The organism is Thalassospira sp. SN3W (genome assembly GCF_038070535.1).
GTDB lineage: Bacteria > Pseudomonadota > Alphaproteobacteria > Rhodospirillales > Thalassospiraceae > Thalassospira > Thalassospira xiamenensis.
This window is the reverse complement of the sequence record NZ_CP121124.1, coordinates 3,921,439-3,946,489: the sequence shown is the minus strand read 5'-3', so window position 1 is coordinate 3,946,489 and position 25,051 is coordinate 3,921,439. Positions and strand designations below refer to the sequence as shown.

Annotated in this window: 22 protein-coding genes; 5 read left to right on the top strand and 17 right to left on the bottom strand. The window is 53.8% G+C overall.

The genetic code is table 11. The annotated features are described in order from the left end of the window. The first annotated feature begins 97 nt into the window (after window positions 1-97). Window positions 98-1,228, top strand: a complete 1,131-nt coding sequence (locus P8T57_RS18135) for an HD domain-containing phosphohydrolase (protein ID WP_341363923.1) — start codon at window positions 98-100, stop codon at window positions 1,226-1,228. Here P8T57_RS18135 and rfbC read toward each other — a convergent pair. The 15 genes from rfbC to P8T57_RS18060 form a co-directional block, all read right to left on the bottom strand. Next, a complete protein-coding gene (rfbC, locus tag P8T57_RS18130) occupies window positions 1,207-1,830 on the bottom strand; it encodes a dTDP-4-dehydrorhamnose 3,5-epimerase (protein ID WP_071241298.1) in 624 nt (207 codons plus the stop codon). The two genes, P8T57_RS18135 and rfbC, sit on opposite strands and share 22 nt — an antisense overlap. A 12-nt stretch (window positions 1,831-1,842) precedes the next feature. Beyond that, window positions 1,843-3,033 (bottom strand): hypothetical protein, encoded by a 1,191-nt coding sequence (locus P8T57_RS18125; protein ID WP_341363922.1) that lies wholly within the window; start codon window positions 3,031-3,033, stop codon window positions 1,843-1,845. Between the two features lie 84 nt (window positions 3,034-3,117). Beyond that, on the bottom strand, window positions 3,118-4,272 hold the full coding sequence (locus P8T57_RS18120) for a polysaccharide pyruvyl transferase family protein (protein ID WP_007089958.1): 1,155 nt from the start codon (window positions 4,270-4,272) through the stop codon (window positions 3,118-3,120). A gap of 145 nt (window positions 4,273-4,417) precedes the next feature. After that, window positions 4,418-5,416, bottom strand: coding sequence for a UDP-glucose 4-epimerase GalE (gene galE, locus P8T57_RS18115; protein ID WP_341363921.1), 999 nt, complete (start codon window positions 5,414-5,416; stop codon window positions 4,418-4,420). 101 nt (window positions 5,417-5,517) lie between these two features. Continuing rightward, window positions 5,518-6,708: a polysaccharide pyruvyl transferase family protein gene (locus P8T57_RS18110; RefSeq protein ID WP_007089960.1), complete on the bottom strand. Its 1,191-nt coding sequence runs from the start codon at window positions 6,706-6,708 to the stop codon at window positions 5,518-5,520. 36 nt (window positions 6,709-6,744) lie between these two features. Then, a complete protein-coding gene (locus P8T57_RS18105) occupies window positions 6,745-8,067 on the bottom strand; it encodes a glycosyltransferase family 4 protein (protein ID WP_063092920.1) in 1,323 nt (440 codons plus the stop codon). Next, entirely contained in the window at window positions 8,054-10,246 is a 2,193-nt protein-coding gene (locus tag P8T57_RS18100) for a hypothetical protein (protein ID WP_341363920.1), read from the bottom strand. The genes P8T57_RS18105 and P8T57_RS18100 overlap by 14 nt, the downstream gene beginning before the upstream one ends. Beyond that, the gene (locus P8T57_RS18095; protein ID WP_341363919.1) at window positions 10,239-10,394 is read right to left on the bottom strand and encodes a hypothetical protein; all 156 of its coding nucleotides are present in this window, start codon (window positions 10,392-10,394) and stop codon (window positions 10,239-10,241) included. Before P8T57_RS18095 ends, P8T57_RS18100 begins: the two co-directional genes overlap by 8 nt. Before the next feature lie 11 nt (window positions 10,395-10,405). Continuing rightward, the gene (locus tag P8T57_RS18090; protein WP_341363918.1) at window positions 10,406-11,188 is read right to left on the bottom strand and encodes a hypothetical protein; all 783 of its coding nucleotides are present in this window, start codon (window positions 11,186-11,188) and stop codon (window positions 10,406-10,408) included. Between the two features lie 21 nt (window positions 11,189-11,209). Next, window positions 11,210-12,472 carry a glycosyltransferase family 4 protein gene (locus P8T57_RS18085; RefSeq protein WP_341363917.1) on the bottom strand — a complete coding sequence of 421 codons (1,263 nt, stop codon included), beginning with the start codon at window positions 12,470-12,472 and terminating at the stop codon, window positions 11,210-11,212. Next, complete coding sequence (locus P8T57_RS18080) at window positions 12,469-13,314, bottom strand: class I SAM-dependent methyltransferase (RefSeq protein ID WP_341363916.1); 846 nt, start codon at window positions 13,312-13,314, stop codon at window positions 12,469-12,471. The genes P8T57_RS18085 and P8T57_RS18080 overlap by 4 nt, the downstream gene beginning before the upstream one ends. Next, a complete protein-coding gene (locus P8T57_RS18075; protein WP_341363915.1) occupies window positions 13,311-15,563 on the bottom strand; it encodes a glycosyltransferase in 2,253 nt (750 codons plus the stop codon). Before P8T57_RS18075 ends, P8T57_RS18080 begins: the two co-directional genes overlap by 4 nt. 69 nt (window positions 15,564-15,632) lie before the next feature. Next, window positions 15,633-16,427, bottom strand: coding sequence for a calcium-binding protein (locus tag P8T57_RS18070; RefSeq protein ID WP_007089967.1), 795 nt, complete (start codon window positions 16,425-16,427; stop codon window positions 15,633-15,635). A 332-nt stretch (window positions 16,428-16,759) separates the two neighbouring features. Continuing rightward, complete coding sequence (locus tag P8T57_RS18065) at window positions 16,760-18,142, bottom strand: HlyD family type I secretion periplasmic adaptor subunit (protein ID WP_063092914.1); 1,383 nt, start codon at window positions 18,140-18,142, stop codon at window positions 16,760-16,762. Next, the gene (locus P8T57_RS18060) at window positions 18,139-19,800 is read right to left on the bottom strand and encodes a type I secretion system permease/ATPase (RefSeq protein ID WP_341363914.1); all 1,662 of its coding nucleotides are present in this window, start codon (window positions 19,798-19,800) and stop codon (window positions 18,139-18,141) included. The genes P8T57_RS18065 and P8T57_RS18060 overlap by 4 nt, the downstream gene beginning before the upstream one ends. 455 nt (window positions 19,801-20,255) lie before the next feature. Here P8T57_RS18060 and P8T57_RS18055 point away from each other — a divergent pair, with 455 nt between their 5' ends. Together P8T57_RS18055 and P8T57_RS18050 are read left to right on the top strand one after the other, a co-directional pair. Then, on the top strand, window positions 20,256-20,756 hold the full coding sequence (locus tag P8T57_RS18055; protein ID WP_007089970.1) for a winged helix DNA-binding protein: 501 nt from the start codon (window positions 20,256-20,258) through the stop codon (window positions 20,754-20,756). Beyond that, window positions 20,753-21,946 (top strand): glycosyltransferase, encoded by a 1,194-nt coding sequence (locus tag P8T57_RS18050; protein WP_341363913.1) that lies wholly within the window; start codon window positions 20,753-20,755, stop codon window positions 21,944-21,946. The genes P8T57_RS18055 and P8T57_RS18050 overlap by 4 nt, the downstream gene beginning before the upstream one ends. Here the strand turns inward: P8T57_RS18050 and P8T57_RS18045 are convergent, their stop codons facing one another. Continuing rightward, on the bottom strand, window positions 21,947-22,399 hold the full coding sequence (locus tag P8T57_RS18045; protein WP_341363912.1) for a M67 family metallopeptidase: 453 nt from the start codon (window positions 22,397-22,399) through the stop codon (window positions 21,947-21,949). A 26-nt stretch (window positions 22,400-22,425) separates the two neighbouring features. Beyond that, window positions 22,426-22,791, bottom strand: a complete 366-nt coding sequence (locus P8T57_RS18040) for a hypothetical protein (RefSeq protein ID WP_114094408.1) — start codon at window positions 22,789-22,791, stop codon at window positions 22,426-22,428. Window positions 22,792-23,016: 225 nt separating this feature from the next. Here P8T57_RS18040 and P8T57_RS18035 point away from each other — a divergent pair, with 225 nt between their 5' ends. Continuing rightward, the gene (locus P8T57_RS18035) at window positions 23,017-24,000 is read left to right on the top strand and encodes an RluA family pseudouridine synthase (RefSeq protein WP_341363911.1); all 984 of its coding nucleotides are present in this window, start codon (window positions 23,017-23,019) and stop codon (window positions 23,998-24,000) included. Window positions 24,001-24,111: 111 nt separating this feature from the next. Then, complete coding sequence (rpoH, locus tag P8T57_RS18030) at window positions 24,112-24,978, top strand: RNA polymerase sigma factor RpoH (RefSeq protein WP_007089975.1); 867 nt, start codon at window positions 24,112-24,114, stop codon at window positions 24,976-24,978. The last annotated feature ends 73 nt before the right edge of the window (window positions 24,979-25,051 follow it).

The window sequence follows — 25,051 nt, the reverse complement described above, 5'->3', positions numbered from 1 at the left end:
TTTTTTGATTAGAGGCTTCTAATTGCTTGATAAAATCTTATATTCATACGAATACAAGCGATAATATCGGGCAGGAATTCAGTCTCATGGCACTTCGTTGACCACCGGAACCCAAAACATATTGCATGTCGTGTGCGAAAGCGACCGCACGGCTTTGATGCCGGTATCCCTGCTTGGTTTTGACATTCGGGTCTCGTCCATTGCTGATAAAATTCCGCTGGATGCGCAAACCATCGTTCTGGATATCGATCTTGCGAAGGCCGATAATATCACCAAGCTGACAGCGTTTCGCAAAACGGCTCCTGCCCGCTGCAAACAGATTTTCGCGATCACCAAAGGCAACCTGCAGGAAGAATTGCAGGCGACCACTCTTGGCGCGCGCAAGACAACGCACAAACCGTTAAACGATGTCGGGCTGGCAAAGATTATCGAAGACATTCGCGAGGCGGAGGGCATATTTACCCCGACAGCGACCAAAGCGATAAACGCAGCAGCAAAGACACTTGAAAAAACCTTCACCCAGTTCGGAGCAAACAGGCCCGTCGACCTTGACGAAGTTGCGGCAACCGGCGAGGAAGTTGCAAAAACCATTGGCGATGTCGGTGTAAATGAATGGCTATCGACGGTGCGGGCATATCACCAGACAACCTTCCAGCACATCCTGATCGTAACCGGTCTTGCCTGCTCGTTTGCTACTGCAATGGGAATGCGGCGCGGCGATATCGAAAAGCTGACCATCGCCGGATTGCTGCATGATATCGGCAAGGTCGATATCCCGGCTGCAATCCTTGATAAGCCGGGAAAATTAACCCCCGAAGAGTTTGACGTCATCCGTACCCATCCCTTGGCGGGTTACCGGTTCCTTTCCCGGCAAGGCGGCATTGACGAAGACGTTCTGGATGCCATCCTGCATCATCATGAATTCCTGAACGGCACTGGCTACCCTGATGGCCTGTCAGGTGACCAAATTCGCGATCTGACCCGTATTCTGACCGTTTGCGATATCATGGGTGCGCTGCTTGAACGGCGATCCTACAAAGAACCCTTCAGCGTCACAGAATCTTTATCCATCCTTTTGCAAATGGCCAACGACGGCAAAGTGGAAAAGGTCCTGGTGCACGCCCTGGGCAGGACGCTTGAAAAGAACATCAACTCAATCAACGATAAAATCCCGGACGAAAGCCTGATTGCGCTGGCCCCGCTATATCAATCACCCGTCGACGCGTGATAACGCCCGATATCCCCGGCAAGAGCATGATGCGCCGCCGCCGCACGCGCAACATCAACTGAAAACAGTTCGATCAATGCGGGCTGCGCTCTGTCTTTTTCCGATAGTACGGGCTGCTGACCAAATAATTCCCAATCGATCTGAAGATCAGGGTCATTCCACGCGATCCCACGGTCATTTTCAGGGCTGTAATAATCCGACACCTTGTAAATCACGGTGGTGTCGGGCCGCATGGTACGGAAACCATGGGCAAATCCCGGCGGTATCCATAGCTGATACCAGTTTTCCGCCGACAGTTTGATCTTGATGTGGTGCCCGAAAGTCGGTGAATGCGGGCGGATATCAACGGCGATATCCATGATCTCCCCCGTTGTCACCCGGACCAGCTTACCCTGAACATGGGGTTCAGATTGGTAATGCAAACCACGAATGGTGTTGATCGGTTTGCTGATGGACTGGTTTTCCTGCACGAGTGTTACATCGCCAATTGCCGCACGAAATTCATCCTCGCGGAAGGTTTCGGCAAATGTTCCACGCGGGTCACGATGACGGTTGGGGACAAAAAGCACCGGCCCGTCAATGTCAAAACGATCAAATTCCATGGCCTTATCCTTTTACTTCCTGATGGAAACGGGAAAACGTACCAACTGTCGCGGCACCCGCCACTTCCCGTTATGAGGCTTTGGGATCAAACGCACGAACACGAGGCTGGCCTCGTCATCCACAGTGCTAAAAAGCCGATCCTGACTGTCTTCATCAATCATGGTGGCATAGGCCGCAAACGGATCCCCCGGTCCGGCATCGGGGTCCAGATCCTCATCCAGAAGGAACTGCGGATCCGACCAGTTTTTCATATCTGCCGACGTCGAATAAAAGATTCCGTGACGATCTGTACCGTCCTTGTTGCGTTGCCGGTGCTGATAGATCGCAATAAAGTTATTGGTGCCTTCGTGTCGCACCAGCCCCCGGATCGAGGTAATGCCTCTTGGCCCAACGCGGGCGCAATCAGTCTGTTTGACATGCCATACGTTTTCAGTCAGGCGGGCAGCGTCGATGAAATCCTCGCCATCCCAAACCTGCCAGCTTGACGGGTCATTGGCGGGGGCGCGGACCAGACAATTGCGCGAATTTTTCCATTCCTCTTCCCGTCGCCAGACAATGGCATAAAGATAATTCTGCCAATTGATGATGTTGGTCACGGTTACGTAGCTTGGCGCACGTTTGCGGTCATCGCGATAAGGTTCGGGTGGCGGAAAGGGTGCGTGATGAGGCGGTTTTCCCAGATAATCAAATGTCTTGCCACCATCGGTCGATTTCAGCGTTACCAATCCGTTGATCCAGCAATCAATCCGCTTTGTCCGTCCCTTGCAGGGCATTTCGTGCCGATACGGCATGAAGCTGGCACTGCCCAGTGCATAAACATTTCTGCCATCATTGGTGTAAATGGCGTGGATCCAGGTGCGGTCATCGAGAAGATCGGGCCGCGCCTTGCCTGCCGCCATAAACCGGCTGTCGCAATCGGGTTTCAGGCTATCGAAACCATAGCCGACAAATGCCCGGTTCTGAAAATTCGGCGCAAACAGGATCATGCGCCCCTTGTCATCGCGAAAGGCACGTGCTGGCGCATCGGGCAAATGATGTGAATCACAACCCGCAACGTCACTGTCAAAAATGACTTTTCCCGGTCCCGTGACGGTCAATTCAAGCGCCGAGGAATTCGGAGATGAGAAAGCAAGTATGCCGCCACCGGAAAAGACGGTCGCAATCAATACTGCCGCGTAGCGGAAATGCGATCTGGTTAACACGTCGCCATCCATTACCGTTTGAAACGAAAAGAAACACAGGCATGACCGGCACTAGGAAAACCGGCCACGCCCGCGCAGCATTGATCACGCCGCCTCGACCACGTATGGGGTCGGAGTTGCACCAAGGCGGTGCGCCATGCCGTTCTCTTCAAGGAAGGTTTTAAGTTCGCCAAACCGCATCTGGTAGGTTTCCTCGAAATGGCCGAAATCTGCCTGATCCCAGGCTTCTTCGAAGGAAAACTTGTCGATATAGCGACCGTCGACATGCGGAATGCCCAGCGTTTTGACAAATTCGCGAGTTCGCGTGTCGTAGGTGATGTAAAGCGCAGGCACTTCGTTGGCGAGCGCCAGAAGATTACCATGCAGACGGAAGCCGGTTACGGCATCAAGATGCCGTTCTGCTTCCTCGAAATCTGCCACCGTTTCGAAAACCGCCAGTGACGATTTATACAGTTGCAGGATCGGGTCGTTTTCACCGTAAAGCCAGCGTTCCTTGATAAGCTGGTTGACGGCCTTTGCCATCACTTCGTCCGCGTTGGCAATCTGGTTGCAGCGGGCATAGAAAATGGCCTTTTCTTCCAGTTCACCCGCACATAGGAATTCGGTCTGATATCTCTCCGCAAGTGTGCGCATCAAATAGCGTTGCAGCGTCCCAAAGCCATGTGTTTTGCGCCTTAGGGTAAAACCAAGCCTTTTAATTTCGTTGGCCTTGATGCGGGGAAGACTGAGTTTCGGTTTGCAGTGGCGGAACGCCGTCGGACACCCAAAAACGCGGACATTCTTGATCCCGATCGAGTTCAGCGCCTTTTTCGAAAGATTCCCGCGCACACCCAGCGTTGCCGACCGATGAGATACGATTTGAAGGAAACGCTTGGTCGACTCATTGACGTAGTCTTCGGAATTGTCAGGTGTTTGCACACCAATACCAAATGCAATTACCGGAACTTTGGTTCGCTCCAGCACCCGAATGATCGGATCCCATTGACCGTTGGTATGGATGTAATTAGATCCGCGCAGAAACAGATAATCAAGCTGGTTGATTTTTTCGATCTGGGCTTCTGAAATATCGCCATTGGCCGAAGCATAAATAGGATAGAGTTCAGCGTAATCAAGAATTCTCAGGGATGAGTCATAGACGAAGCAGTCACCGATATTGGTAAATAGCCGAGTGGCTTTTTCCGGGGATCCAAAAGTATGCGTTACCACTCCGACATTTTCGACAACTCTGCCTGCCGGCATGAGAACGCCGATACGGGGCCTCTGGCCAGTGGAGGGGGTTATCTGGCTCATTTCTGGTACTCCTGCTATGGCGGTTCGGGCCATTTTGATCCTTCTGAACCGCTTGCTCGTAATGGACGTTTCCTCCCTTCTTGGCGCTCGGGTGTTATGCGGCGTCGACCACCTGACGGTTTTTCAGGCTTTCCTCCCAGTCAAGGGCATGACGCACGATCATTTCAAGATCATCATGTTTCGGCACCCAACCGAGTTTTTCGCGAACACGGTCTGCTCCGGCAATCAGCGCCGCGGGATCACCCGGCCGGCGTTCAGCCAGTTTGACCGGGAAATCAACGCCTGATACTTCCTTAACCGCCGAAATCACTTCCTTGACGGAGAAACCGCGACCGTAACCACAATTCATCACGTCGCTTTCGCCGCCATTTTCCAGATATTCCAATGCAAGAACATGCGCATTGGCAAGATCGGAAACATGGATGTAATCGCGAATGCAGGTGCCATCGGGGGTTTCGTAATCTTCGCCATAGATTTCCAGATGCGAGCGGACACCGGTCGCCGCCTGGCTTGCGATCTTGATCAGATGGGTCGCCTTGCGTGACGTCTGCCCTGCCCGACCTTTGGGATCGGCACCGGCAACATTGAAATAGCGCAATGCGACATAATTCATGTCATGGGCAACCGAGGCATCGGCCAGCATCTTTTCCGTCATCATTTTCGACGTGCCATAAGGCGAAATCGGTTTTGACGGGAAATCTTCAAGGATCGGGGTTCTGGCGGGTTCACCATAAACACCTGCGGTCGAGGAAAAGATGAAATGCCGGATACCGGCATCAACAGCGGCCTGTGCAAGCGCACGGGAATTCACCGTGTTGTTGTAGTAATAATCAAGCGGATAAACGACCGATTCCGGCACGATGATCGAGCCCGCAAAATGCATGATTGCCGTCACATCGTGATCGGTGATGAGTTTGCGAACCAGCTCATAATCGCCGCAGTCACCTTCGACAAAGGCAGCCCCGGCCGGAACAGCCCAGCGGTGCCCCTGACTAAGGTTATCGAGGACGACGACATGTCGCCCGGCATCCAGAAGTGCAAGCGCTGCGTGGCTACCGATATAACCTGCGCCACCCGTTACAAGTACAGTCATTGCCGTGTCTCCTTGCTATCGCTGCCCGTTTGCGGACATGCTTGTGGTGGCACAGCCATCCCGCCCGATAGTACGGTGCGAAATGGCTGCACCGGGTTTAATCAGGCGACCTTGCGCTCGGGCTGAGCGTCTCGGGCCATCACATCGACCATCTTGTGATCAATATTGTTTTCCGTAAGGAACGTTGCCATCTCGCGATAGGTTTGGAACCAGGCGCGATTGAATTTGTCGAACAGATCCTGATTCCAGTAATCCTCAAGCACGAATTCCTTTTTCGAGAACACGTCATAGGAAGGAATCTGATAGGTTTCGGCAAATTCCACAGTGCGGCTGTCATAGGTGAAATAGATCGATGGAACACCGTTCGACAACGCCATCAGATTGCCGTGCAAGCGATAGCCCAGAACACAATCCTTGGTACGGACCAGATGTTCGTAATCGGCCACGACATCGGAATAGAACAGCTTTTCGCGATACAGCTTTTCCATCGTCGGATCGAGATACCAGTTCTTGACCCAATCGTTGTTTTTAAGGGCCTGCATTGCCTCTTCTTTCTGGGCATTGGTCCCGAAAACCAGTTTCTTTTCTTCGGGTTCGCCCTGGGCCATCAGGGTGATGTCATCGAACCGATGTGCCAGTTCCTTGACCAGATCGCGATGGAAAGTCAGATACCGTTCAATGTTCTGTGCGTAGGCTGGGGAAACTTCGCGCCGCAGGGTGATACCGACATTGCGTACAGCGTCAAGCGACGGGAGCTTGATGCGCATATCCGGATTATTGGACCGGAAGGCCGTCGGACACCCGACAATGCGAACATTGGTAATTCCCAGATCCCAAAGAACCTGGGCAGTGTAAGCCCCGCGCACACCGATTGAAGTCGTGGAATCGGCCATCATCCGCAAGACGCGTTTGGTCTGGTCGGATAATTCCAGCTTGCCCTTGACCGGAGCCTGCGCACCGATACCAAAACCCAGAACAGGCAAGCGCAGCCGCTCGAGGACTTCGATGGTATTGCGCCAATCCATGTCAGAATGGATATAGTTCGACCCGCGCAGGAAGACGTAATCGTATTCTTCACGCAGACGATCAATATCTTCCATTTTGGGCTCTGCAATCGGCAGAACGCCGAGCTTGTCATAATTCATCAATTTCAGTGATGAATCGTATACGAACGCATCGCCAATATTGTGATAGTGGTCGATACTACGTTGAATATCCTGATAATTGTACCAGCGGACACAATCATGGTCGTAGACTTCGCCCGATGGAATCATTACGAGAACGCGCGCCATAGTATTTCTCCTTGGCTAGGTGACTTCTGATTATCGTTATGCCGTGCTGGCGACGGAGTGCTGCGACACAGGAGTCACAGACATCGGGCGGGTCTCGAGAACCTCCCGGTACTGCGCGAGATGTTGCTCGGCGCAATCGATATAGGTCGGCGGGCGAGGAATCCCCTCACGCATCCGATCCCAGATTTTATTGTCGGTAAGGGCATCTACAAGACGGTCGGCAAGGTCTTCGGCACTGCCGACACGGAAATGCAGACCATTGACGCCATCAGTAATTTTTTCGGCCATGCCACCGATGTTGGAACAGATCATCGGACGCCCATGGAAGAAGGCTTCCTGAATGACGATCGGTGAATTTTCCCACCAGATCGACGGAATGATCGTCCAGTCGGCAAGCTCCATCAGTTTGGGCATTTCGCTGTTCTGATAAGCGCCATAGAACCGGACACGTTCACCGGCTTTTTCGATCAGGTCGTGGACTTTTTCCTGATATTCAATGGGTTGCCGTTCAAGGTTGCCACCAAAGATCATCATCCGGGCATCATCCCCCCAGATTTCATCAGGCACACGGCCCACCGCATCCAGCAGGATATCAGCGCCCTTGAACATGGTTAGCTGACCAAAGAACGCGAAACGCGACCGGCGTGGTTGCGCCTTGGAAAGTGCCCGGGTATTTGCCGCCTCCTTGACGTCCAGACCGTTTTCGATCACCGACATCTTGTCACGATCCAATCCCCAGTCGACAAACCGATCCGCCAAAAAATCGCTGGGCGACACATAATGATCGGCCAGATTAAGCATCGCCTTGATGAACCGCTCGCGACGCAGGAAGGATGCCGGCGAGATGTTCTGGAAACAACCGTTGCATTCGATGGGGCTTGCCCGGTTGCAAAGCTTCGTCCCGCCGCTTTTTACCATCTGTCCGTGGTTGTGACAGATCGTCAGGAATTCGTGGAAGGTAAAGAAGATCGCGGCATCCGGCATGGCTTCGCGGATCGCATAGATCGTTTCCAAACCGAGGCCGAGATAGTGGTGAAAATGCACAACATCCGGCTCATAATCGCGCACAAAGCGCAACAGATCGCGATCAATTTCGTCAGTATTCCCGTTCGACAGCAGAAAATGATCATAGTTTTCTGCATGATACAGGATTTCGTTATCTTTCTGGCGCAGACTCATAAGTGCAGACGCACCGTGACGCGGCACCGGATGACCGACACGGGCCAAATAGAAGCTTTCTACCCCGTCCAGTTCGTTCAAGCCTTTATGCAGGTTGTAGGAGGCCACTTCGGCCCCGCCCAGCGACATGCTGGGATGTCCGTGCGAAATGATGAGGACACGCAGGTCAGTCGACGGCATGATTGTGGCTCCGCAAATTTGAGACGACCAATGACCAGCGGCGATCAAACGCCCAGCGGTCAAGACGATGCGAAAGTTCCTCCCAGGCGGGGGCGCTTGTTATCGATTGTTCGCTCCCCAAGACTTCGATTTCCGGAATCCACCATGACGCCGTTCCGCCCATGCGCAGTTTCAGCGCAAGGTCGAGCCCCTTTTCCGACGGGCCGATATAGCCACGGGTAAAACCGTTTATGTCTTCGAATGCCTTGCGCGGCATGACGCAGCATTCCGGGGTTCCGGCACTGACTTCTGTCGGTTCGGCGTCGGCCAGAACGGCACGCGGATAACCGACATAACGATCCGACAAATACTGCCCGTCAACATCGCCCTCGATCCAGGTACCTGCCCAACGGACGGAATCATCTTCAAACAGGATCGTCGGACAGACGACGCATTTGCTGCCGCGTTTGCGATAAGCCGCCAGCAATGGCTCGAACCAGCCTGTGTCGTGCGGCAGGATGTGTGCGGACACCAACGCGATTGTTTCGGAATTCGTTGCAGCAACGCCAACCTCAAGCGCATCGCAAAAATCCTCGACGCCCTCGGCAAAAACGATGCGGACATTAAGTTTGTAAAAGGCCGCCAGCCTCATCATGTCGCTGCCGACCTGATCAAAACTTTCGGCGGGACCTGCAATCACAATCGGCAGATGGCGCGTGACCTCATCAAGGCCAAGCAAGGCAATAGTCACACCGATATCGCTAATCGTGTCGTCAACACCAACGATCAGGGCAACTGGCGCGTCTTCATCGAAATTGCCGATATCATGGGTATCGATGGCAAACGGGTTTTGCGCCGTCATGTTCTGCAACATTGGGCCAAACTGTCGTTCGATACTGTTTGATGCCGTAACCGAACGCGGATCAAGGGACGGCAGAACCCGCGACAATGCCTGTCGCGCCGACGCACGGGTAGGATTTAGCGGGCAATAGGCCGGGAACGCGTCGGATATGGCCAGTTCCAGATAAACCGGCTGATCGGATGACGGTGTATCTTCCAGCGGACAGAACACCAGAAAACCATGGCTGTTGCGTGCCGGGTTAAGCCCCGAAAACATCGGATCGTTCAGAAATGCATTGGTAACGTCCGGCCGTGACTGCCGGGTCCAGCGATCATCAATCCGAACCGCTTCACCGCCAACGCGCAACATGACGGTTTCAACCGCGCGATCCGGGTCAAGCATCCAGCCCGATACCAGAATGCCACTTCCTTCTATCACCAGCGAAAAGTCGATCCCGATCCGCACCGGACGATCCAGTTCGGAAACAGTATCGCGACCATCGAAGCGATGGGCCGCCATCCGGATTTGCGCAAGGATGTTATCGGGCGCCTTTACCCGATCCAGAACAGAACGGATATGTGCAGGCACGTCTTGCAAGGCAACCAGCACGCGCTGCTGATAAACCTCAATCGAGAACCAGCCATCACGACCACGGAAATAAACGCGCTGCAACTTGCTCGGATTGATCCTGGTGTCGCCAGCCATAAGCCCGGTAACGCCCGATGCATGTTCACCAAGATCATCGCGTTGAAATTCAGCACTGGTCAGTTCGGCAAGAACCGGGCCTTCGTCTATCGCGATCACGCGGGTGCGGCCGGTCGGGAAATTGCTCGACCAGCCCTGAATGTAAATATCGCCTTCTTCCAGACCGCCCAGAACTTCGATAAAGCCGTTGCTTCGTGCAGCAATCCGGACAAGGGCAGCCACAGTGCGCAAACGCTTCTTGTTCGGGTTGCCAGCCAGAAGCGCTTCGATAACGCCGTCAATCACGGTTGCAAAAGCCGACCCGGATTGCTCGGCCACAGCAGATAGAATGGATTCAAGTCCCTGCGAGCGGCTTTCAATCCGATATTCGCCGGGCTGTCCCGGTGCCTTGAACAGGGCTGTTTTCAATCGGCGTTGCGATACATTCTGCATCGGCAGAAGTGCGACAAAACCAAAAGCAGCCTCGGGTGGGCCATCGGCACGACGCCAGCTGATGATTGATGCCTGAACCTTGGCATCGGATTGACCGTTCAGGAATACATCGATTGTCGCGGGCATCGCAGCACCGACACCCGCCATAAGCGCAAGCCCGTCATCGACCAAAGCGGCCACAACGGTCCTTCCGTCCAGCGGCATTCCAGACGGTTCAGTCATGCCCTGCCCTCCTTGTCATTTCTTGTGATTGTGAATTGAAAAACAGTTCAGCCAGACCGAACAGCACCGTCATTACAAATGACGGCGCCGAAAAATCCGCGCTGCCGGTACTTTCGAGCAATTCGCGATGATTGGTGGCCTTTGTCATGACGCCCTGCCTCACCAAACCATTGCGCCGATGGAAAGTCCGACCGTCACACCAATCAGGCAGGACAGCACCAAAAGCGGCGTTTTCAGATCGTTGCGATGCCGCTCGGTCAATACGGAAAGACGTTCGTCAAATCCGCCAAGTGACTTGTCGAAGCGAACCAGGAAAACTTCCAGTTCCTCAACACGACGGGTCAGTTCGTCCTGCCCGGTACGAACAAGCTTCACACCGGCCTCGATCCCGTCATCGGCGGACGCCAGTTCATCCATGCGCTTGGATGCATCAACAAGGCGCTTGGCGGCTTCACGCTGACCATTTTGCAAAATGTGCTGAGCCGCCAGCAAACGATCAAGCCGGTCCAGAATTTTCGAAAGCGGCGCGTTGACGGCCGATTGCGCCTGCTGTTCGCTTTGCGACGGAATGCGCAACTCGATCTGATCGCCGGTTTCAGGCGCAATCGCGAAAACGCTAACATTTTCAACACTTGCCAAGGCGGCTTCGGGGAGCTCCACCTCGAATGCGTGGGCACCGTCGCCTATGCCATTACGGCGCAGGTCGACACGCTCGTTTTCGGCCTTCATCCGCAACAAGGTATGCCCGTTCAGACGAACGATAACTTCGATGCGCGCATCCGGGCGCTCCGGGCACCAGACCCAGCCAAACAACCGTTGACGGTCAATCGCATCAACGCGTCCCTCGATTGTCGGGATCGCCTGCTCGGCATCGGTTTTTGCCAAATCATTGGCAACGGGCTTTGCAGATGTTTCTGATAGGTCTTTCTGGGCAATCGCCATGAATGCCTCCTTTTATCTGTGTCAGGCCGCGACGAAATCGGGACGGATCATCTTGCGAAACAGCACAAGGTGCTTTTGCGCGACATCATCGATACCGGCTGGCGGACGCACATGCCCCGACAGCTTCTTCCAGAGTTTCGGATTGGTCGCACAGTCCTTCATCACGCGGGCAAGATCGGCCGGATCATCGGCGCGCACGTGAATGCCGTCATGACCATCGCGGACCATTTCAGCCATGCCGCCGATGCCGCTTGTGATCACGGGACGGCCATGCTGGAACGCTTCCTGAATGACCAGCGGAGCATTTTCCCACCAGATTGACGGCACAACGATCCAGTCGACACGTGCCATAAGTTCGGGAATATCGGCTCGTTCATAGGCCCCCATACGGTGAACTTTCGAACCGGTTGCATCAAAAAGACCATCAATCTTTTCATTAAAGGCAACCGTCTGGAACGGTGCCCCGCCGTGAATACGCAATTCAAAATCGACATCATCGGCTGCCAGTTTCTGACTGGCTTCAAGCAGAACATCCGCCCCCTTCCATGGGTTCAGATTGCCGAAATAACCAAACACATTTGGCATCCCGGCCCCCATATCGCGTTTGGGTGCGGCCGGTACGGACGGGCGACCATTGTGCATGACCTCGATCTTTGCCGGGTCAATTCCCCAATCGACATAGCGATCACGCAGGAACGCGCTTGGAGACAGAAAGCGATCAACAACGCGAAGATGATTGCGCAGATTGACCGTCCGCATTGAAAACCGTTCCGGCGCAATGCCATCAAGGCCGCAACGTTTGCCAATCCGGTCCGCTTCCAGATAACGCTGACGGGTGCCTCGATGGATCATCAACCCGTCATTCGGGCAAATCGCATAGTAGTCATGCAAGGTCATCACGATCTGACAATGCGGCAGAACACGGCGGATCAGCATCGGCAACTCGATACCCCAAAGAACCAGATGGTGGATATGCACCACATCCGGATCCCAGGTTTTCAGAAGCTCGGTAAAATTCGGCGCGACGGCATAAATATCCGTCTGCGACATGTTGAACCGGTCAAAATGCCCCGCCCAGAACAGCATTTCATCACCGGCATCATTGATCGCCTGAAAGCTGGTGCCAGGGCGACGTTCACGATGGATATCGTTGGTCGCGCCAATGAAAATGGCTTCGCACCCTGCCCGCTTATAGGCATTAAACAGATCGTGGGCGAAAATCTCGGTGCCGCCGGGATGCAAATCGGGATGATTATGAGCCAGAACCATGATGCGCGGGTTCATGCGTTCCTCCGCGGTTTTTCTGCAATCAGGAAGTCCTGGTAATGATCGGCCTGATCACCGTGCCAGGTTCCGAAACTTTTGGATTTCAGGATAAATCCGGCGGCACTCATCGCGCCGTCGATGAAACCATCATCAAAGCCAACAGCCGCCATCGGGTTTTCACCCTTAAGATGCCAGCACGGCTGGTTTTCAAGTTTTTCCAGACTGGTCAGTCGCGGATCGCAACCGGGCTTTGAAAGTTCTTCTGGATCGCGAATGATGAATGCCGTCAGAAACAGCTTCCCGCCTGGGCGCAGCACGCGGAACACCTCGGCGCAATAGGTTTCGATTTCTTCGGGCGGCAGATGGGTTGCCACCGAGATCATTGCCGTGAAATCGAATGCACCGTCCTGAAAAGGCAACCGCATGCCACGCCCGCCGATGGATCCTTCGGGGTTGTACAGCGCGTTTTTGACATCCTGTACCTGGAAACCAAAATTTGGATAAGCGGGTGAAATCGTGCGCTTGCACCATTCAATCCCGTTTGCAACCGGGTCAATGCCTTCGTAGATCGCATTGGACGCATCAAGATACTGGGTCAGTGGCACCGCCATCCGCCCGATGCCGCACCCGATATCAAGCACATCATGATCAGGCATAAGGCCCGCCCGACGGACAAAATGCCCCAGAAATTCGGCACCGATGGCACGATAGTCGCCATCGCCGACAAAAACGGCTTCTTCGGGCGGTACCGGCAGAAAACGATTGGCGATGATCTGCTCGCAAAGCCAGTCCAGATGCTGTTCGCTTTTAGCGCCGAGCACCGGGTCATCATGGTTGGAAAATGCCAGAACCTGGCTCATGCCGCTTCTCCTTGATCGTCTTTATCTGAAACACGGTTTTGCGGCCGGTTCTGCGGAACATCGTTTTTGTGGAAATCTTCGAGCATGTCTGACCAGCGCGAGGCATGAAGCCAGGCGTTGTATTGTGTCGCCACACCAAGCATGTAATCGGTGTGGGTCGAGATCGACTTTCGCTCGAAATGATAAAGGCTGGCGTCAGGTACATATTTGATATCGAAATCGGCCTTGCGGATTTTGAGGCAAAGGTCGCTGTCCTCGTAATCGCCGATCACGTAATCTTCGGTAAAGCCACCGACATCATTGAAGGCACCACGATGCAACAGCATGCAGGCCCCGGTGATCCCCGGAACGGATCGTTCAACATTGGCGTCGCGGAACTGATCGGGCAGCCCTTTATAGAAATGATGGTTCAGCCATTGTCCGCGTTCATTGCGGGCAAAATACATTCCGGCATGCTGCAACGAGCCATCTTCGAACAAAAGCTTTGGCCCGACCGCGGCGACATCCTGCGGACCGCCCATTTTTGAGGCCATCAATTCCAGCCAGCCAATCTGATAGGGAATGACATCCGAATTCAGCATCGCGATCAGGTCTGACCGAGCCTGTTCGGCACCTGAATTGCAGGCCCGCGCATACCCCCCATTTCGAGTCATGACCACCAGACGCATCGGCATGTCATAAAGCAGATGCAACCCACGCAGCAGATGTTCGCACTCTTCTGCCTGTTCCGGAGAATCCAGAACGTAAATCACTTCGCAATACCGTGAAATCCAAGGATCACAGGCAAAGGCACCAACCTGGGCACGCAGGAAATCGAGCACCCGATACAGCGGCACAACAATCGAAACAGCGGGCTCTTTAAGCTGCTCACCAAACTCGATGGTTCGATCCGTTTTGGCAGCAGCAAGCAATTTCTGCTGCAAATCACCAATGACCGGTGCCAGACAGTTTTCAATGATCTCGTCAGTCAGGTGCTGCGGTGGGACCGCACGCAGGATACGTGCCCGCGCCTCTGCCGGGTCAATCGGCTGGGCGGTTGGCACCATCAGATGACGACTGCCCGAGGTCAGTCGCATCAAACTGCGTGGTTGAAGGATCGGTACCTGGCTTTGAATGTCACGATAAAACCCGACAAACCCGGTGGCCGAAACCGTTCGGTCGTCATCCATGACATTCCCGGCATAGCGATAAAAACCATCGCCGAATGGATGGGCTGTGCCTTTGCTGTCAAGAATATCGATGCTGGCGATCATTTCAGCCGGATCACGATACCAGCCGCCAATCAGGGTGCCACGCGCAGTGGTTACGGCAAGGTCGACCTCACCACTGGGCAAGCCACCGCCACCCGTAACCCGCTGGCTTGAAAGCGGACAGCGTAGCTGGAATTCAAGCGCGGCCTTTCTGGCCTTGGTATCGCCACGCGCCATTGCGCCAATGATATATTCGCGCAGATCGGCATCGGATTTGCCGCGCGCCAGCCACCATCGCGACAACGAGGGCAAAACTGGCGTCGCCGCCAGATGGCGAATGGCCAGCGCGCGTCCGCCGGTCACGACGAGATAGGCACCGTTCTCGGTGCCGTCGCGATCAGCGATCATGTAGGTCTGTTTTTTGCCTTGGGGCCCCTCGCTGCTTTCATGCGGCGGAACAGCCAGACGGCGGAATCCGAACGAGGACACGATATAAACAGCTTCGATGTCACCAAACGCCACCGGCAGCCCGGCCGAGATCAGTATCTGCTGATCTGAGAGTTTTGCGACCGCTTTGGCGCGCTGTGGCGTATCGACAATTTCGGAAACCAGTTTATTGAGAAATGCGGTGTAACTTTTGCTTCGGCGGGTACGAAACATGCTTGCCCACGCACCAAGCAGCGCAGACATAAGAGACAAGCGTCCCGATGGCGTCACGTCTTCAAGCAGCATGCTCGCATTGGCAAATTCAAAATCACCTTCCGGATCAATGGTGATTTCATCTTTGCGGCCAAGAGTCCCTGCTTCTGCCAGGAACGAAACCGGTTCGTCCTTGGGCCGACGGATCAGGCGCAGAAGTCGCGTGCCGCCACCATTAAGCGGCAAACGCAGTGTGGCTTGCGGCGAGATTGCCTTGCCTTCGGTAGTTTCAAGTTTGGGAACCGCCCACAAGCGGGTCGGCATATCCCAGATCAGAAGCAATGTTTCCGGGTTAAGCAGGCAAACGTCCGGCGCGTCACCGGTCGTCCGCACAGCATCGGACGAGGCAAATTCAAGCATGGCGATTTTCACTTCACAAGAAGAACGGGGTGACGCCCGCAACATAAGTTGCGGACGCCAACATTCGGATTACTGGACGCTGAAGAAGCTGTCCGGATTGTCCTGGACGTCTTCTGCATCGACATTGTTGAGGGTGATGGAATCCCCATTGCCAAGGTCGATAACAGTGTTGGCGCCAACCTGCGATGCACGCGCAGCAATATCATCGGCACTTTCAATGCCGGTATCATTGATGTTGCTGCTAATGGAAAGCATGTCTTCACCAACCGTGAAGTCGAGCACGACGTCGTTGCCGCCGCCACCGGTGAAGACAAAGGTATCGCTACCCGAGCCACCGACCAGCAGGTCGTCCCCGGCACCACCGTCAAGGACATCGTCCCCGGAGCCGCCAAGCAGGACGTCATTGCCATCGCCACCCTGGAGAACATCGTCCCCAGAACCGCCCAGCAACTGATCGTCGCCTGCACCGCCCAGCATGATGTCATCGCCGCCACCGCCGACCATAAGATCATCGCCTGCGCCACCATCAAGGACATCATTGTCCGAACCGCCAAGCAGGGTGTCGTCACCGGCACCACCTGACAGTACGTCTTCGCCAGAGCCACCTATCAACAGGTCGCTGCCGGAATCCCCCATCAGCACATCGTCACCCGATCCACCGAACAGGATATCGTCACCTTCGCCACCAATCGCGACATCGTTTCCTGCGCCGCCGAACAGAACGTCATCGCCCTCTTCACCGAACAGAACATCGTCATCACCTTGTCCGAAGATTGTATCGTCACCGCCACGTCCGAAAATCACGTCGCTGAAACGAGACCCTAGAAGCGCATCATCAAAGGCGCCGCCTTCGAGAGTTGCCATGGTATCCTCCTTCGTGTCCCAACATTATTGACATCGCGGGGGTTATCCCCTCACGAGAGGCTGGCCGTTCCCTCAAGGCAGCTAGAGGCCACCCTGAGATCGGCCACACAGCAACCCTATATTCTTTTCTTTTATCTTAGGAAGATATTCTCGTGTTTTTATTGTGTCAATATTATGGATTAAGGCAATAATCACATTATACTTCTAGATTTATTTAATAAGTATTTGTTGTTTTTTGATTTTTATTTAGTTTTACTTTTGAACAATAATTCAAAGAAAAAGGCCGCAGACCTTTCAGCCCGCGGCCTTCGCACCCGCAGCATCAGCAAAAATCAGTCCTCGCGGAAGGCCCTGCTCATGCTTTCAGTGATCGGATCAATCAGATAGTCGATCGCCCTTCTGGGGGATTTCAGGATCAGAATGTCGGCCGGCATACCCGGTCGAATTTCGATATCATCGCGTTTTGCCAATGCATCGGGGTTAATTGCGGCCCGAACGATGTAATAGGAAGAATCGCGTTTCTCATCGACCGTCTGGTCGGCGGCAACATAGCGGACTTCGCCGTCAAGCGGTGCCAACCGGCGCTGACTATATGCCGTAAGCTTGATTTGGGCTTTTGATCCGACATGAACCGAATCAATGTCCTGACGGTTGATCATGGCTTCGATCAGAAGCGGCTCGTTTTCCGGGATGATATCCATGATGGGTTCCGCCGGACTGATCACGCCACCCGGCGTGCGAATCTGAATATTGGCAACAATACCGTCCTGCGGTGCCTTGACTTCGCGCCGGTTCAGAACATCCTCGCTGGCGCGGATACGCTGGGTCACATCATTCAGTGCCAGTTGCGCTTCCTGGATTTCTGTCGCGATATCGCTTTGCCATTCCATTTCAATCGAGGCAAGATTGATTTCGGCCTCAGCCTTTTGCTGTTCGGCGGCGGCTTTTTGGGCCTTGAACTCGCCCATATCCCCGACAAGGTCAGACCAGTTGTTTTCTATCTCGACCAACTGGGTACGCGTCGCGAAGCCCTTTTCCGCAAGCTGCCTGATGCCCTTGAGCTGCTCGGCAACAAGCTTTTCCTGACGGGTGCGGGCATTTATCTGGGATTCCAGTGCGCGCGCCTCGGCATCAAATTGTTCTATTTGCTTGGCTTGGGCATTTCGCTTGGCATCGTAAACCTCATTGCGCTTGCCGAACAATCGCTTTTCATCCAGCAAGATATCGGCCACATAATCCTGCTCCGCATTCAGTATTTGCTCGGGAAAATCGATTTCACCACGGCCACTTTGCTCCGCGCGAAGTCGGGCAAGCTTGGCGATAAGCCCATATCGTTCACCGCGCAGCTGGCCCAACTCGGACTCACTGCGTGTTCCATCCAGCAACATCAATGTTTGCCCCGCCTTGACGCGATCACCTTCTTCAACCAGCAGCTTCTTCAAAATGCCGCCTTCGAAATGGTTCACAACCTTTTTGCGGGAATCAACAATGACAGAGCCCGATGCCACTGCAGCACTGTCGAGTTCGGCCGTAAAAGCCCAGGAAAAGAAGCCGCCAAACCCGACGGCAATAACGATGATTCCCGCCATGATCGGCTTTCGCAGGCTTTGACGCGACGCGGTGCGCTCTTCGTCAAGGACCTGATACCATGCCGGTTGCGGGTCTTCGGGAATCATGACCTCACCACGGTTGTCGACATTGATCACTCGGTTCATGCTGCCCCCCCTTTTTGCTGATTGCGCTTAACCGGGGGCAGGTTTTTGATATCGTTATCATCCTGCGTCATCGCCCGGATCACATTGGTGCGTTCACCAAACTGTTTGACCCGCCCTTCCTGCATGACAAGCAGCTTGTGGGCGTATTGCATGATGCTTTGCCGGTGTGCGATCAGAACAACCATTGCCCCACCTTCTGCTGCCTGACGGACCGCCCGGATCAGTGATGCTTCACCTTCAGCATCAAGGTTGGCGTTGGGTTCATCAAGCACCAGAAGACGTGGCCAGCCATAAAGAGCACGGGCAAGTGCAATGCGTTGCTGCTGCCCACCAGACAGGGTATGTCGCCCCGCCCCGATCGGCGTATCGTAACCAAGTGGCAGTCGCCCGATCATTTCATGCACCCCTGCTGCGCGGGCCGCATCAATTACCTTGCGCGGATTGGCTTCACGCATGCGGCCAATATTTTCGCGGATAGTGCCGTTCAGAAGCGACACGGATTGCGGCAGATAACCGACCATGTTGCCAAACGAACCGCGCTCCCAAAGATAGGTGCTATGCCCGTCAAGAAATACGCCGCCAGCAGTCGGTTTCGCCGATCCGACCAGCAGACGCGACAGGGTCGATTTACCTGCGGCCGACGGCCCGACCACGCCCAGAATTTCGCCCGGGTTAAGATCGAAGCTCACCCCGCGTAGAACCGGCACGTTCGAACCGGGCACCGCATATACAAGATTATCGACAACAAGCGGCCCTTCGGAACGCGGTGTCGGTTCGATTTCGCGCTCGGACTGACGCTCCTCAAGGATATTCCGGATGCGTTTCCATGACGAAAGAGCAGAAACCCACGCCCGCCAGTCGCGCGTAACATTATCAAACGGCAACAGAAGACGGCCCATGATAATCGTACCGCCAATCATCGCCCCGGGTGTTGTTTCCCCCAGAATAACCAGATACGCACCCATCGCCAGCACGCAAATCTGCATGCCGAAACGGGCCGAGCGCGTGACAGAATACATGCCTTTACTTCGGACATTCCCGATATCAAGCAACTCACTGGCATGGACCTGCGATTGGCGCCAGCGCATGGCAAGTGCAGGTAACATGCCCATTGCCTCAATCGCCTCGGCATTTGATACGGTTGACCCGATATCGCCGATATTACGCAGATTGGCATCGGTGCCTTCCTTGGTGATCTGTCGCACCAGCAAATCACCCAACAGACTAAGCCCGATCAGGACCAGCACCGCCACAAGCCCCGCAATACCGTAAAACGGATGAAGGGCAAACATCACACCAAGGAAAATCGGCGACCATATCGCTTCGAGTGGCGCACTGATGGTATTGCCATTGATAAAATTGCGCAAATCCGACAAATCGCGCAGAACCTGCGTGCCCTGTATCGATCCTTTTTCAAGCGCCACGCTCATTGCCGCCGAAATGGCCGGCAAGTTCAGGCGACGCAACAATGATTTGGCCATTTCCTGAAAGATAAGGGCCCGAATGAAATCAAGGATGCCGTATAGAATGATAGCGCCGACCGCAATTGCCAGCAGCAATTTAAGCGTATCGGTACTTTGACTGTTAATCACGCGATCATGCACCTGAAGCATGAAAAGCGGCACGGTCAGTTGCAGAACATTGATAAAGCCACTCAAGACCCCGGCCCATCCAAGACCGCGTACAAAAGTGAATCTCGCCTCGCGGATAACCGATTTTGCATCCAGAGATGGTCTGACAGCTTTGCTTTCTGCGGTTTTTGGCGTGTTTTTACGACCAAAATGCATTGATTTTCATCCAATCAGCCAAAAGTCATAGTTTTTCCGCAATCTAATCACATAGTTGCGATGTCATGATGATCTACAATAAAATCAAATATGTCGATCTCATGTTCATGATCTGACAATGTAAAAACAGAAGAATATGAAGTAATTTTAAAATAAAAATACTTTGAAATTACTTCGAAATTACGAGCAAACTGAGGGAAGAATTGGGCGTGCGGAAAAATCGTTCAAGAGCAACGTCCTGTTATCTTCCCCACACGAAAGGCCTGCCTTGGTCAAAAGACCATGGCATCAACTCTCGCTTGGGACCAGATAACGGATCAAACAACATGACCGTCACTCATCTTGAACTTGCAAATACCGTCGAGCGTATTTATCGGCGTTTTGCTGATCTGCTTCGTGTAGATCTCATTCGACTCGGCAAAGATGACATCAGCCCCGCACAAGTCGCGTTGCTGTTTACCATCGGCGACGATGAACTGTCGGTACGTGATCTTTTGGATCGCGGCCACTATATGGGATCGAATGCATCCTATAATCTGAAACAGCTGGCTGAATCGGGCTATGTCGAACGACATGTCATGGCCCGTGACCGACGGTCTGCCAGAATAAAGCTGACGCGCAAGGGGCACGAACTTTGTGAATCCCTGCATGAATTTCACGAAGAATATCACAACGCACTGACCAATGACCTGCAGGACCAGCAGGAAATGGAAACGGCACTTCGAACTTTGCGTCGCCTGGAGGAATTCTGGACACAGACCCTTCGGTATGGCGGTGTCCCCGTCACAAGTGGCGTTATGACACACGAGCTTCGCAGTCGCCGATGAAAATTGTCTTTGTCCACCGCCATGGACCGGGACAATTTGTTCACCTGGCCTGTCATCTGGCAAATGCCGGATGGCAGGTTTCCTTCCTTTGCGAAGCAATGAACGTACAGCTTCCCGGCATTCGCGTCCTGCGTCAGCGGGCAACTCTGCCCCCGCCTGCGACCCCATTTCCGCAATATCACCAGCAGATCGGCATGCATGCGGCGACAACACTTGATTCACTCGTCGCACAGGAAGGCCCACCCGACATCGTTTACGGGCATATCGGCTGGGGCAGCATGATGTTTGCGCGCGATGTCCTGCGCAAAACGCCACTGGTTGGCTATTGCGAACATTTTTACCACGCCGAAGGTCGCGATGTCGGCTTTGACCCGACAGAAACGGTGACCTTGGCAAAACGCACACAACTTCGGCTGCGCAACAGCGCACAGCTTTCAAGTCTGGAGGCAATAGACACCGGGATCAGCCCCACGGCATGGCAGAAAGCCGCCTTTCCGCAAAGCTTCCATAACAAGATCGGTATTTGCCACGATGGCATCGATATCCATCGTTGCCGTCCGGACGACAAGGCACTGCTTCGCCTGCCCGATGGTCGTGTGCTGCGACATGGCGATCCGATAGTGACCTATGTTGCACGCGATCTCGAACCCTATCGCGGCTTTCCACAATTCATGCGTGCCGCTGCCAAGCTGGCCCGGCGCAACCCCGATGTAACCTTTGTCATCGCCGGGGGGGATGGCGTCAGTTATGGAACGCCGCGCGCCGACGGCCAGAAATGGCGTGATGCGATGATGGCTGAAACCGGTATGGATCCCTCTCGCATCGTCTTTCTAGGGCAAATCCCCCACGATCAGCTGATCCGTCTGTTCCAGATCAGTTCGGCCCATGTCTATCTGACATATCCGTTTGTTTTGTCATGGTCGGTACTTGAAGCCATGGCATGCGGAACGCCGGTGATCGCATCGGACACAGGCCCCTGCCGCGATATCATTCGTCATGGCAGGAATGGATTAATGTGTGGCTTCTGGAATGAAGACCAGCTTGCCAGCACAATGGCCGAAGCATTGGCCAATCCTGACCGCCTTCGCGAAATACGCCAGCTGGCGCGTCGGACAATCACGCAAAACTTCGCGCTTCAGCAATCACTTGAAAAGCAGACTGGCCTCATCGAACGCATGGCAAAGCAATGATCAGGCCTCGGCGATATCACAAGTTTTGAAATAACGCGGTGCTGTGTCATCGGCACGTTCCGGCATCCGGCGATATAGCTTCCATTCATCAACGCCGTTTTTGCCGGTGGCGAAAATCAGCCACAGAAAACCGGCTTCTTCGGCGCGGGACAAATCGGTTTTCGATGGCTGGCAATCGCCATTCGGATGTGAATGATAGCATCCGATAATCGCCTCTCCGCGTTGCCGAACCGATCGATGCGTCGCAATCAGAACGTGCGGATCAATTTCGAATGTTTTTTGGCGATCGATGGCGACATTGCGTGCTGCAACAAAACGCAGAATAACTTCGGGACTTTCCGCGTCGGCAATCAATAGACCACAGCATTCCTCCGGCCATGCCGCAGCTGCGATATCTGAAATCTCTGCCAACAAACCTGTCCGCAGTTTTATGATTTTACCCGCGTCGATCATCAAACCACCATCAGTTCAAGCGGTGCTTATTGCGGCTCCACCAGTAAAATCTGCCCAAGAATAGCGCCGTCACGCAAAGAAACAATCACCAGACGGCTTCCTTGGCGTCCCTCAAGACGAAGAGTTGCCTCTGTTCCCTGACGGGAAAAATCAACCAAGGTCTCCCCCGGTGCCAAATCAACATTGATCGTTCCGAACGGTGCGATCTGTGTTGCGGATCGTGGGCCTGTATCTGTTGGCGTCTCAAACGGCCCCGCAATCGGCGCGGATAGCTTTGGCGCATCGGATGCAACGCTGCCATCTTCCTGACGCGACAGGCCATAAACCACAAGTGCGACGCCCGCAACGATCAGCACTCCCATAAAAGCGACCAGAATCTTGATAACGCGCATCACATTTCCGATTGATAAGTTGATAGAATGCCCCTGTCTTGCGTCACGCTATGATCACAACAGGCCTGACAGGACGATATTGAAGGCCATAGCGACAAGAGAAGCCAATTGCAAGTTTGCAAAGCGGGATTGCATTTCATCAGTAAGCGATTAAAACCGCCCTTTAACGCACAGTGACGGTCATAGCAGGCCAGAATAGCAGCAGATATGAATATGGATAGCGGCTTGAACACCGAACATCTTGAATATATTGCCTCTCCCGCTGACGAGGGAGCGCGGCTTGACAAGGTTCTGGCAACCGCATGGCCCGAGCAATCCCGTTCGCGCATCAAAAGCCTGATTGAGAACGGACATCTGCTGCTGAATGACACGCCGATCGCCAAGATGTCACACAAGGTAAAAAGTGGCGACCGCTTTGCGCTTGAAATCCCACCCGCAGTCGCGGCCGACCCAATCGCCGAAAAAATCGCGCTCGATATCCTTTATGAAGACGACGATCTGCTGGTGATCAATAAACCCGCGGGGATGGTTGTTCATCCTGCTGCGGGCAATGAAAGCGGTACATTGGTCAATGCTTTGCTGGCCCATTGTGGTGACAGCCTGTCGGGGATCGGCGGCGTGAAGCGCCCGGGTATCGTGCACCGGCTCGACAAAGACACCAGTGGGGCAATGGTGGTCGCGAAGAACGATGCAACCCATCGGGCACTTTCGACCCTGTTTTCCGAGGATAAGGAAAATATCGAACGCGCTTATATCGCCGTTGTTTGGGGTGTCCCGCGCCAAATCGAAGGCGTCATAGAGGGAAATATCGGCCGAAGCCCGCGCAATAGAAAGAAGATGGCGGTACTTCGAAATGGGGGAAAACCGGCCCTTACGCGTTACAAGGTTTTGGCAAAACGCGACGACTCGTTGGCATCTCTTGTTGAATGCAGGCTTTTGACTGGCAGAACACATCAAATTCGCGTTCACATGACCCATCTTGGTCACTCACTTATATGTGATCCAGTTTACGGTAGAAGCAAACTTACCCAGAAGTTCAGCAAGCACGTGCACGAGGTCCTGACGGGCTTTGAAAAACAGGCGCTACATGCCAGAACACTGGGATTTTTACACCCAAAAACAGGGAATTACGTCCTCACCAAAGCCCCCCTCCCGGAAGACCTACAGGAACTCATCACCTGCCTAGACCTACCCATTGGGATAGTTTGACCTAACCTTTTTGGTCTAATTTTTATTGACGATACCTAATACTCCCGTATACCTTTCAATAAGTGCCAGGGGATAAACCGCACTTTATACGAAGCGCAACGGGAGGCTTCAATGAAACAGGGAAATGCACTTCCAATCATCTCCCAAGATGGTCTGACAGTCTATTTGCAGCGCATCCGCCGTTACCCCATGCTTACACCTGAACAGGAAACGACGTTTGCATGTGAATTCCGTGACAATGATGATGCAACTGCCGCAGAAAAGCTGATTACAAGTCATTTGCGGCTGGTTGCCAAGATAGCCATGAGCTATCGCGGTTACGGACTTCCGATAAACGAACTGATCTCCGAAGGCAATGTGGGCCTGCTTCAATCGGTCAAGCGCTTTGACCCGGACAAAGGTTTCCGCCTTGCGACTTATGCGATGTGGTGGATCCGCGCCGCAATTCAGGAATATATCCTGCATTCCTGGTCGCTGGTGAAAATGGGTACCACTGCCGCCCAGAAAAAACTTTTCTTCAATCTTCGGAAACTCAAAAGCCAGATGCAGGCGATTGACGAAGGCGATCTGCGACCGGAACAGGTCGAATTCATCGCCACAAAACTTAACGTCACCGAAGATGACGTGATCATGATGAACCGCCGTCTCGCGGGGCCGGATCACTCATTGAATGCGCCAGTGCGTATTGATGGTGACGGCGAATGGGTCGACTGGATCGAAAGCGAAGATGAAGATCAGGAAACCCTGTATGGCAAGCGCGAGGAATTTGTCCAGCGCATGAATCTGCTGAAAAGTGCGATGTCACACCTGAATGCACGTGAACGTGACATCCTGACCCAGCGCCGCCTGCTCGATTCACCTGTAACGCTTGAAAATCTGAGCGTCGCATACGGAATATCGCGCGAACGCATTCGTCAGATTGAAGTTCGGGCCTTTGAAAAAGTACGCAAATCGATCCACACTGATCTGCCAATGTGAGTGCCTTGCTTACCCTCGTTAACCAACCAACATGACTGCGGCGGACAAATTGTCCGCCGCTTTTTTTATTGGT

Bases quoted from the DNA above. Each gene is read 5' to 3' on its own strand.
- rfbC (WP_071241298.1), bottom strand. From the start codon at position 1,830: ATGGAATTTGATCGTTTTGACATTGACGGGCCGGTGCTTTTTGTCCCC.
- galE (WP_341363921.1), bottom strand. From the start codon at position 5,416: ATGACTGTACTTGTAACGGGTGGCGCAGGTTATATCGGTAGCCACGCA.
- P8T57_RS18110 (WP_007089960.1), bottom strand. From the start codon at position 6,708: ATGGCGCGCGTTCTCGTAATGATTCCATCGGGCGAAGTCTACGACCAT.
- P8T57_RS18120 (WP_007089958.1), bottom strand. From the start codon at position 4,272: ATGCCGGCAGGCAGAGTTGTCGAAAATGTCGGAGTGGTAACGCATACT.
- P8T57_RS18090 (WP_341363918.1), bottom strand. From the start codon at position 11,188: ATGGCGATTGCCCAGAAAGACCTATCAGAAACATCTGCAAAGCCCGTT.
- P8T57_RS18045 (WP_341363912.1), bottom strand. From the start codon at position 22,399: ATGATCGACGCGGGTAAAATCATAAAACTGCGGACAGGTTTGTTGGCA.
- rpoH (WP_007089975.1), top strand. From the start codon at position 24,112: ATGAAACAGGGAAATGCACTTCCAATCATCTCCCAAGATGGTCTGACA.
- P8T57_RS18085 (WP_341363917.1), bottom strand. From the start codon at position 12,472: ATGAACCCGCGCATCATGGTTCTGGCTCATAATCATCCCGATTTGCAT.
- P8T57_RS18080 (WP_341363916.1), bottom strand. From the start codon at position 13,314: ATGAGCCAGGTTCTGGCATTTTCCAACCATGATGACCCGGTGCTCGGC.
- P8T57_RS18070 (WP_007089967.1), bottom strand. From the start codon at position 16,427: ATGGCAACTCTCGAAGGCGGCGCCTTTGATGATGCGCTTCTAGGGTCT.
- P8T57_RS18100 (WP_341363920.1), bottom strand. From the start codon at position 10,246: ATGACTGAACCGTCTGGAATGCCGCTGGACGGAAGGACCGTTGTGGCC.
- P8T57_RS18105 (WP_063092920.1), bottom strand. From the start codon at position 8,067: ATGCCGTCGACTGACCTGCGTGTCCTCATCATTTCGCACGGACATCCC.
- P8T57_RS18055 (WP_007089970.1), top strand. From the start codon at position 20,256: ATGACCGTCACTCATCTTGAACTTGCAAATACCGTCGAGCGTATTTAT.
- P8T57_RS18040 (WP_114094408.1), bottom strand. From the start codon at position 22,791: ATGCGCGTTATCAAGATTCTGGTCGCTTTTATGGGAGTGCTGATCGTT.
- P8T57_RS18075 (WP_341363915.1), bottom strand. From the start codon at position 15,563: ATGCTTGAATTTGCCTCGTCCGATGCTGTGCGGACGACCGGTGACGCG.
- P8T57_RS18050 (WP_341363913.1), top strand. From the start codon at position 20,753: ATGAAAATTGTCTTTGTCCACCGCCATGGACCGGGACAATTTGTTCAC.
- P8T57_RS18065 (WP_063092914.1), bottom strand. From the start codon at position 18,142: ATGAACCGAGTGATCAATGTCGACAACCGTGGTGAGGTCATGATTCCC.
- P8T57_RS18095 (WP_341363919.1), bottom strand. From the start codon at position 10,394: ATGACAAAGGCCACCAATCATCGCGAATTGCTCGAAAGTACCGGCAGC.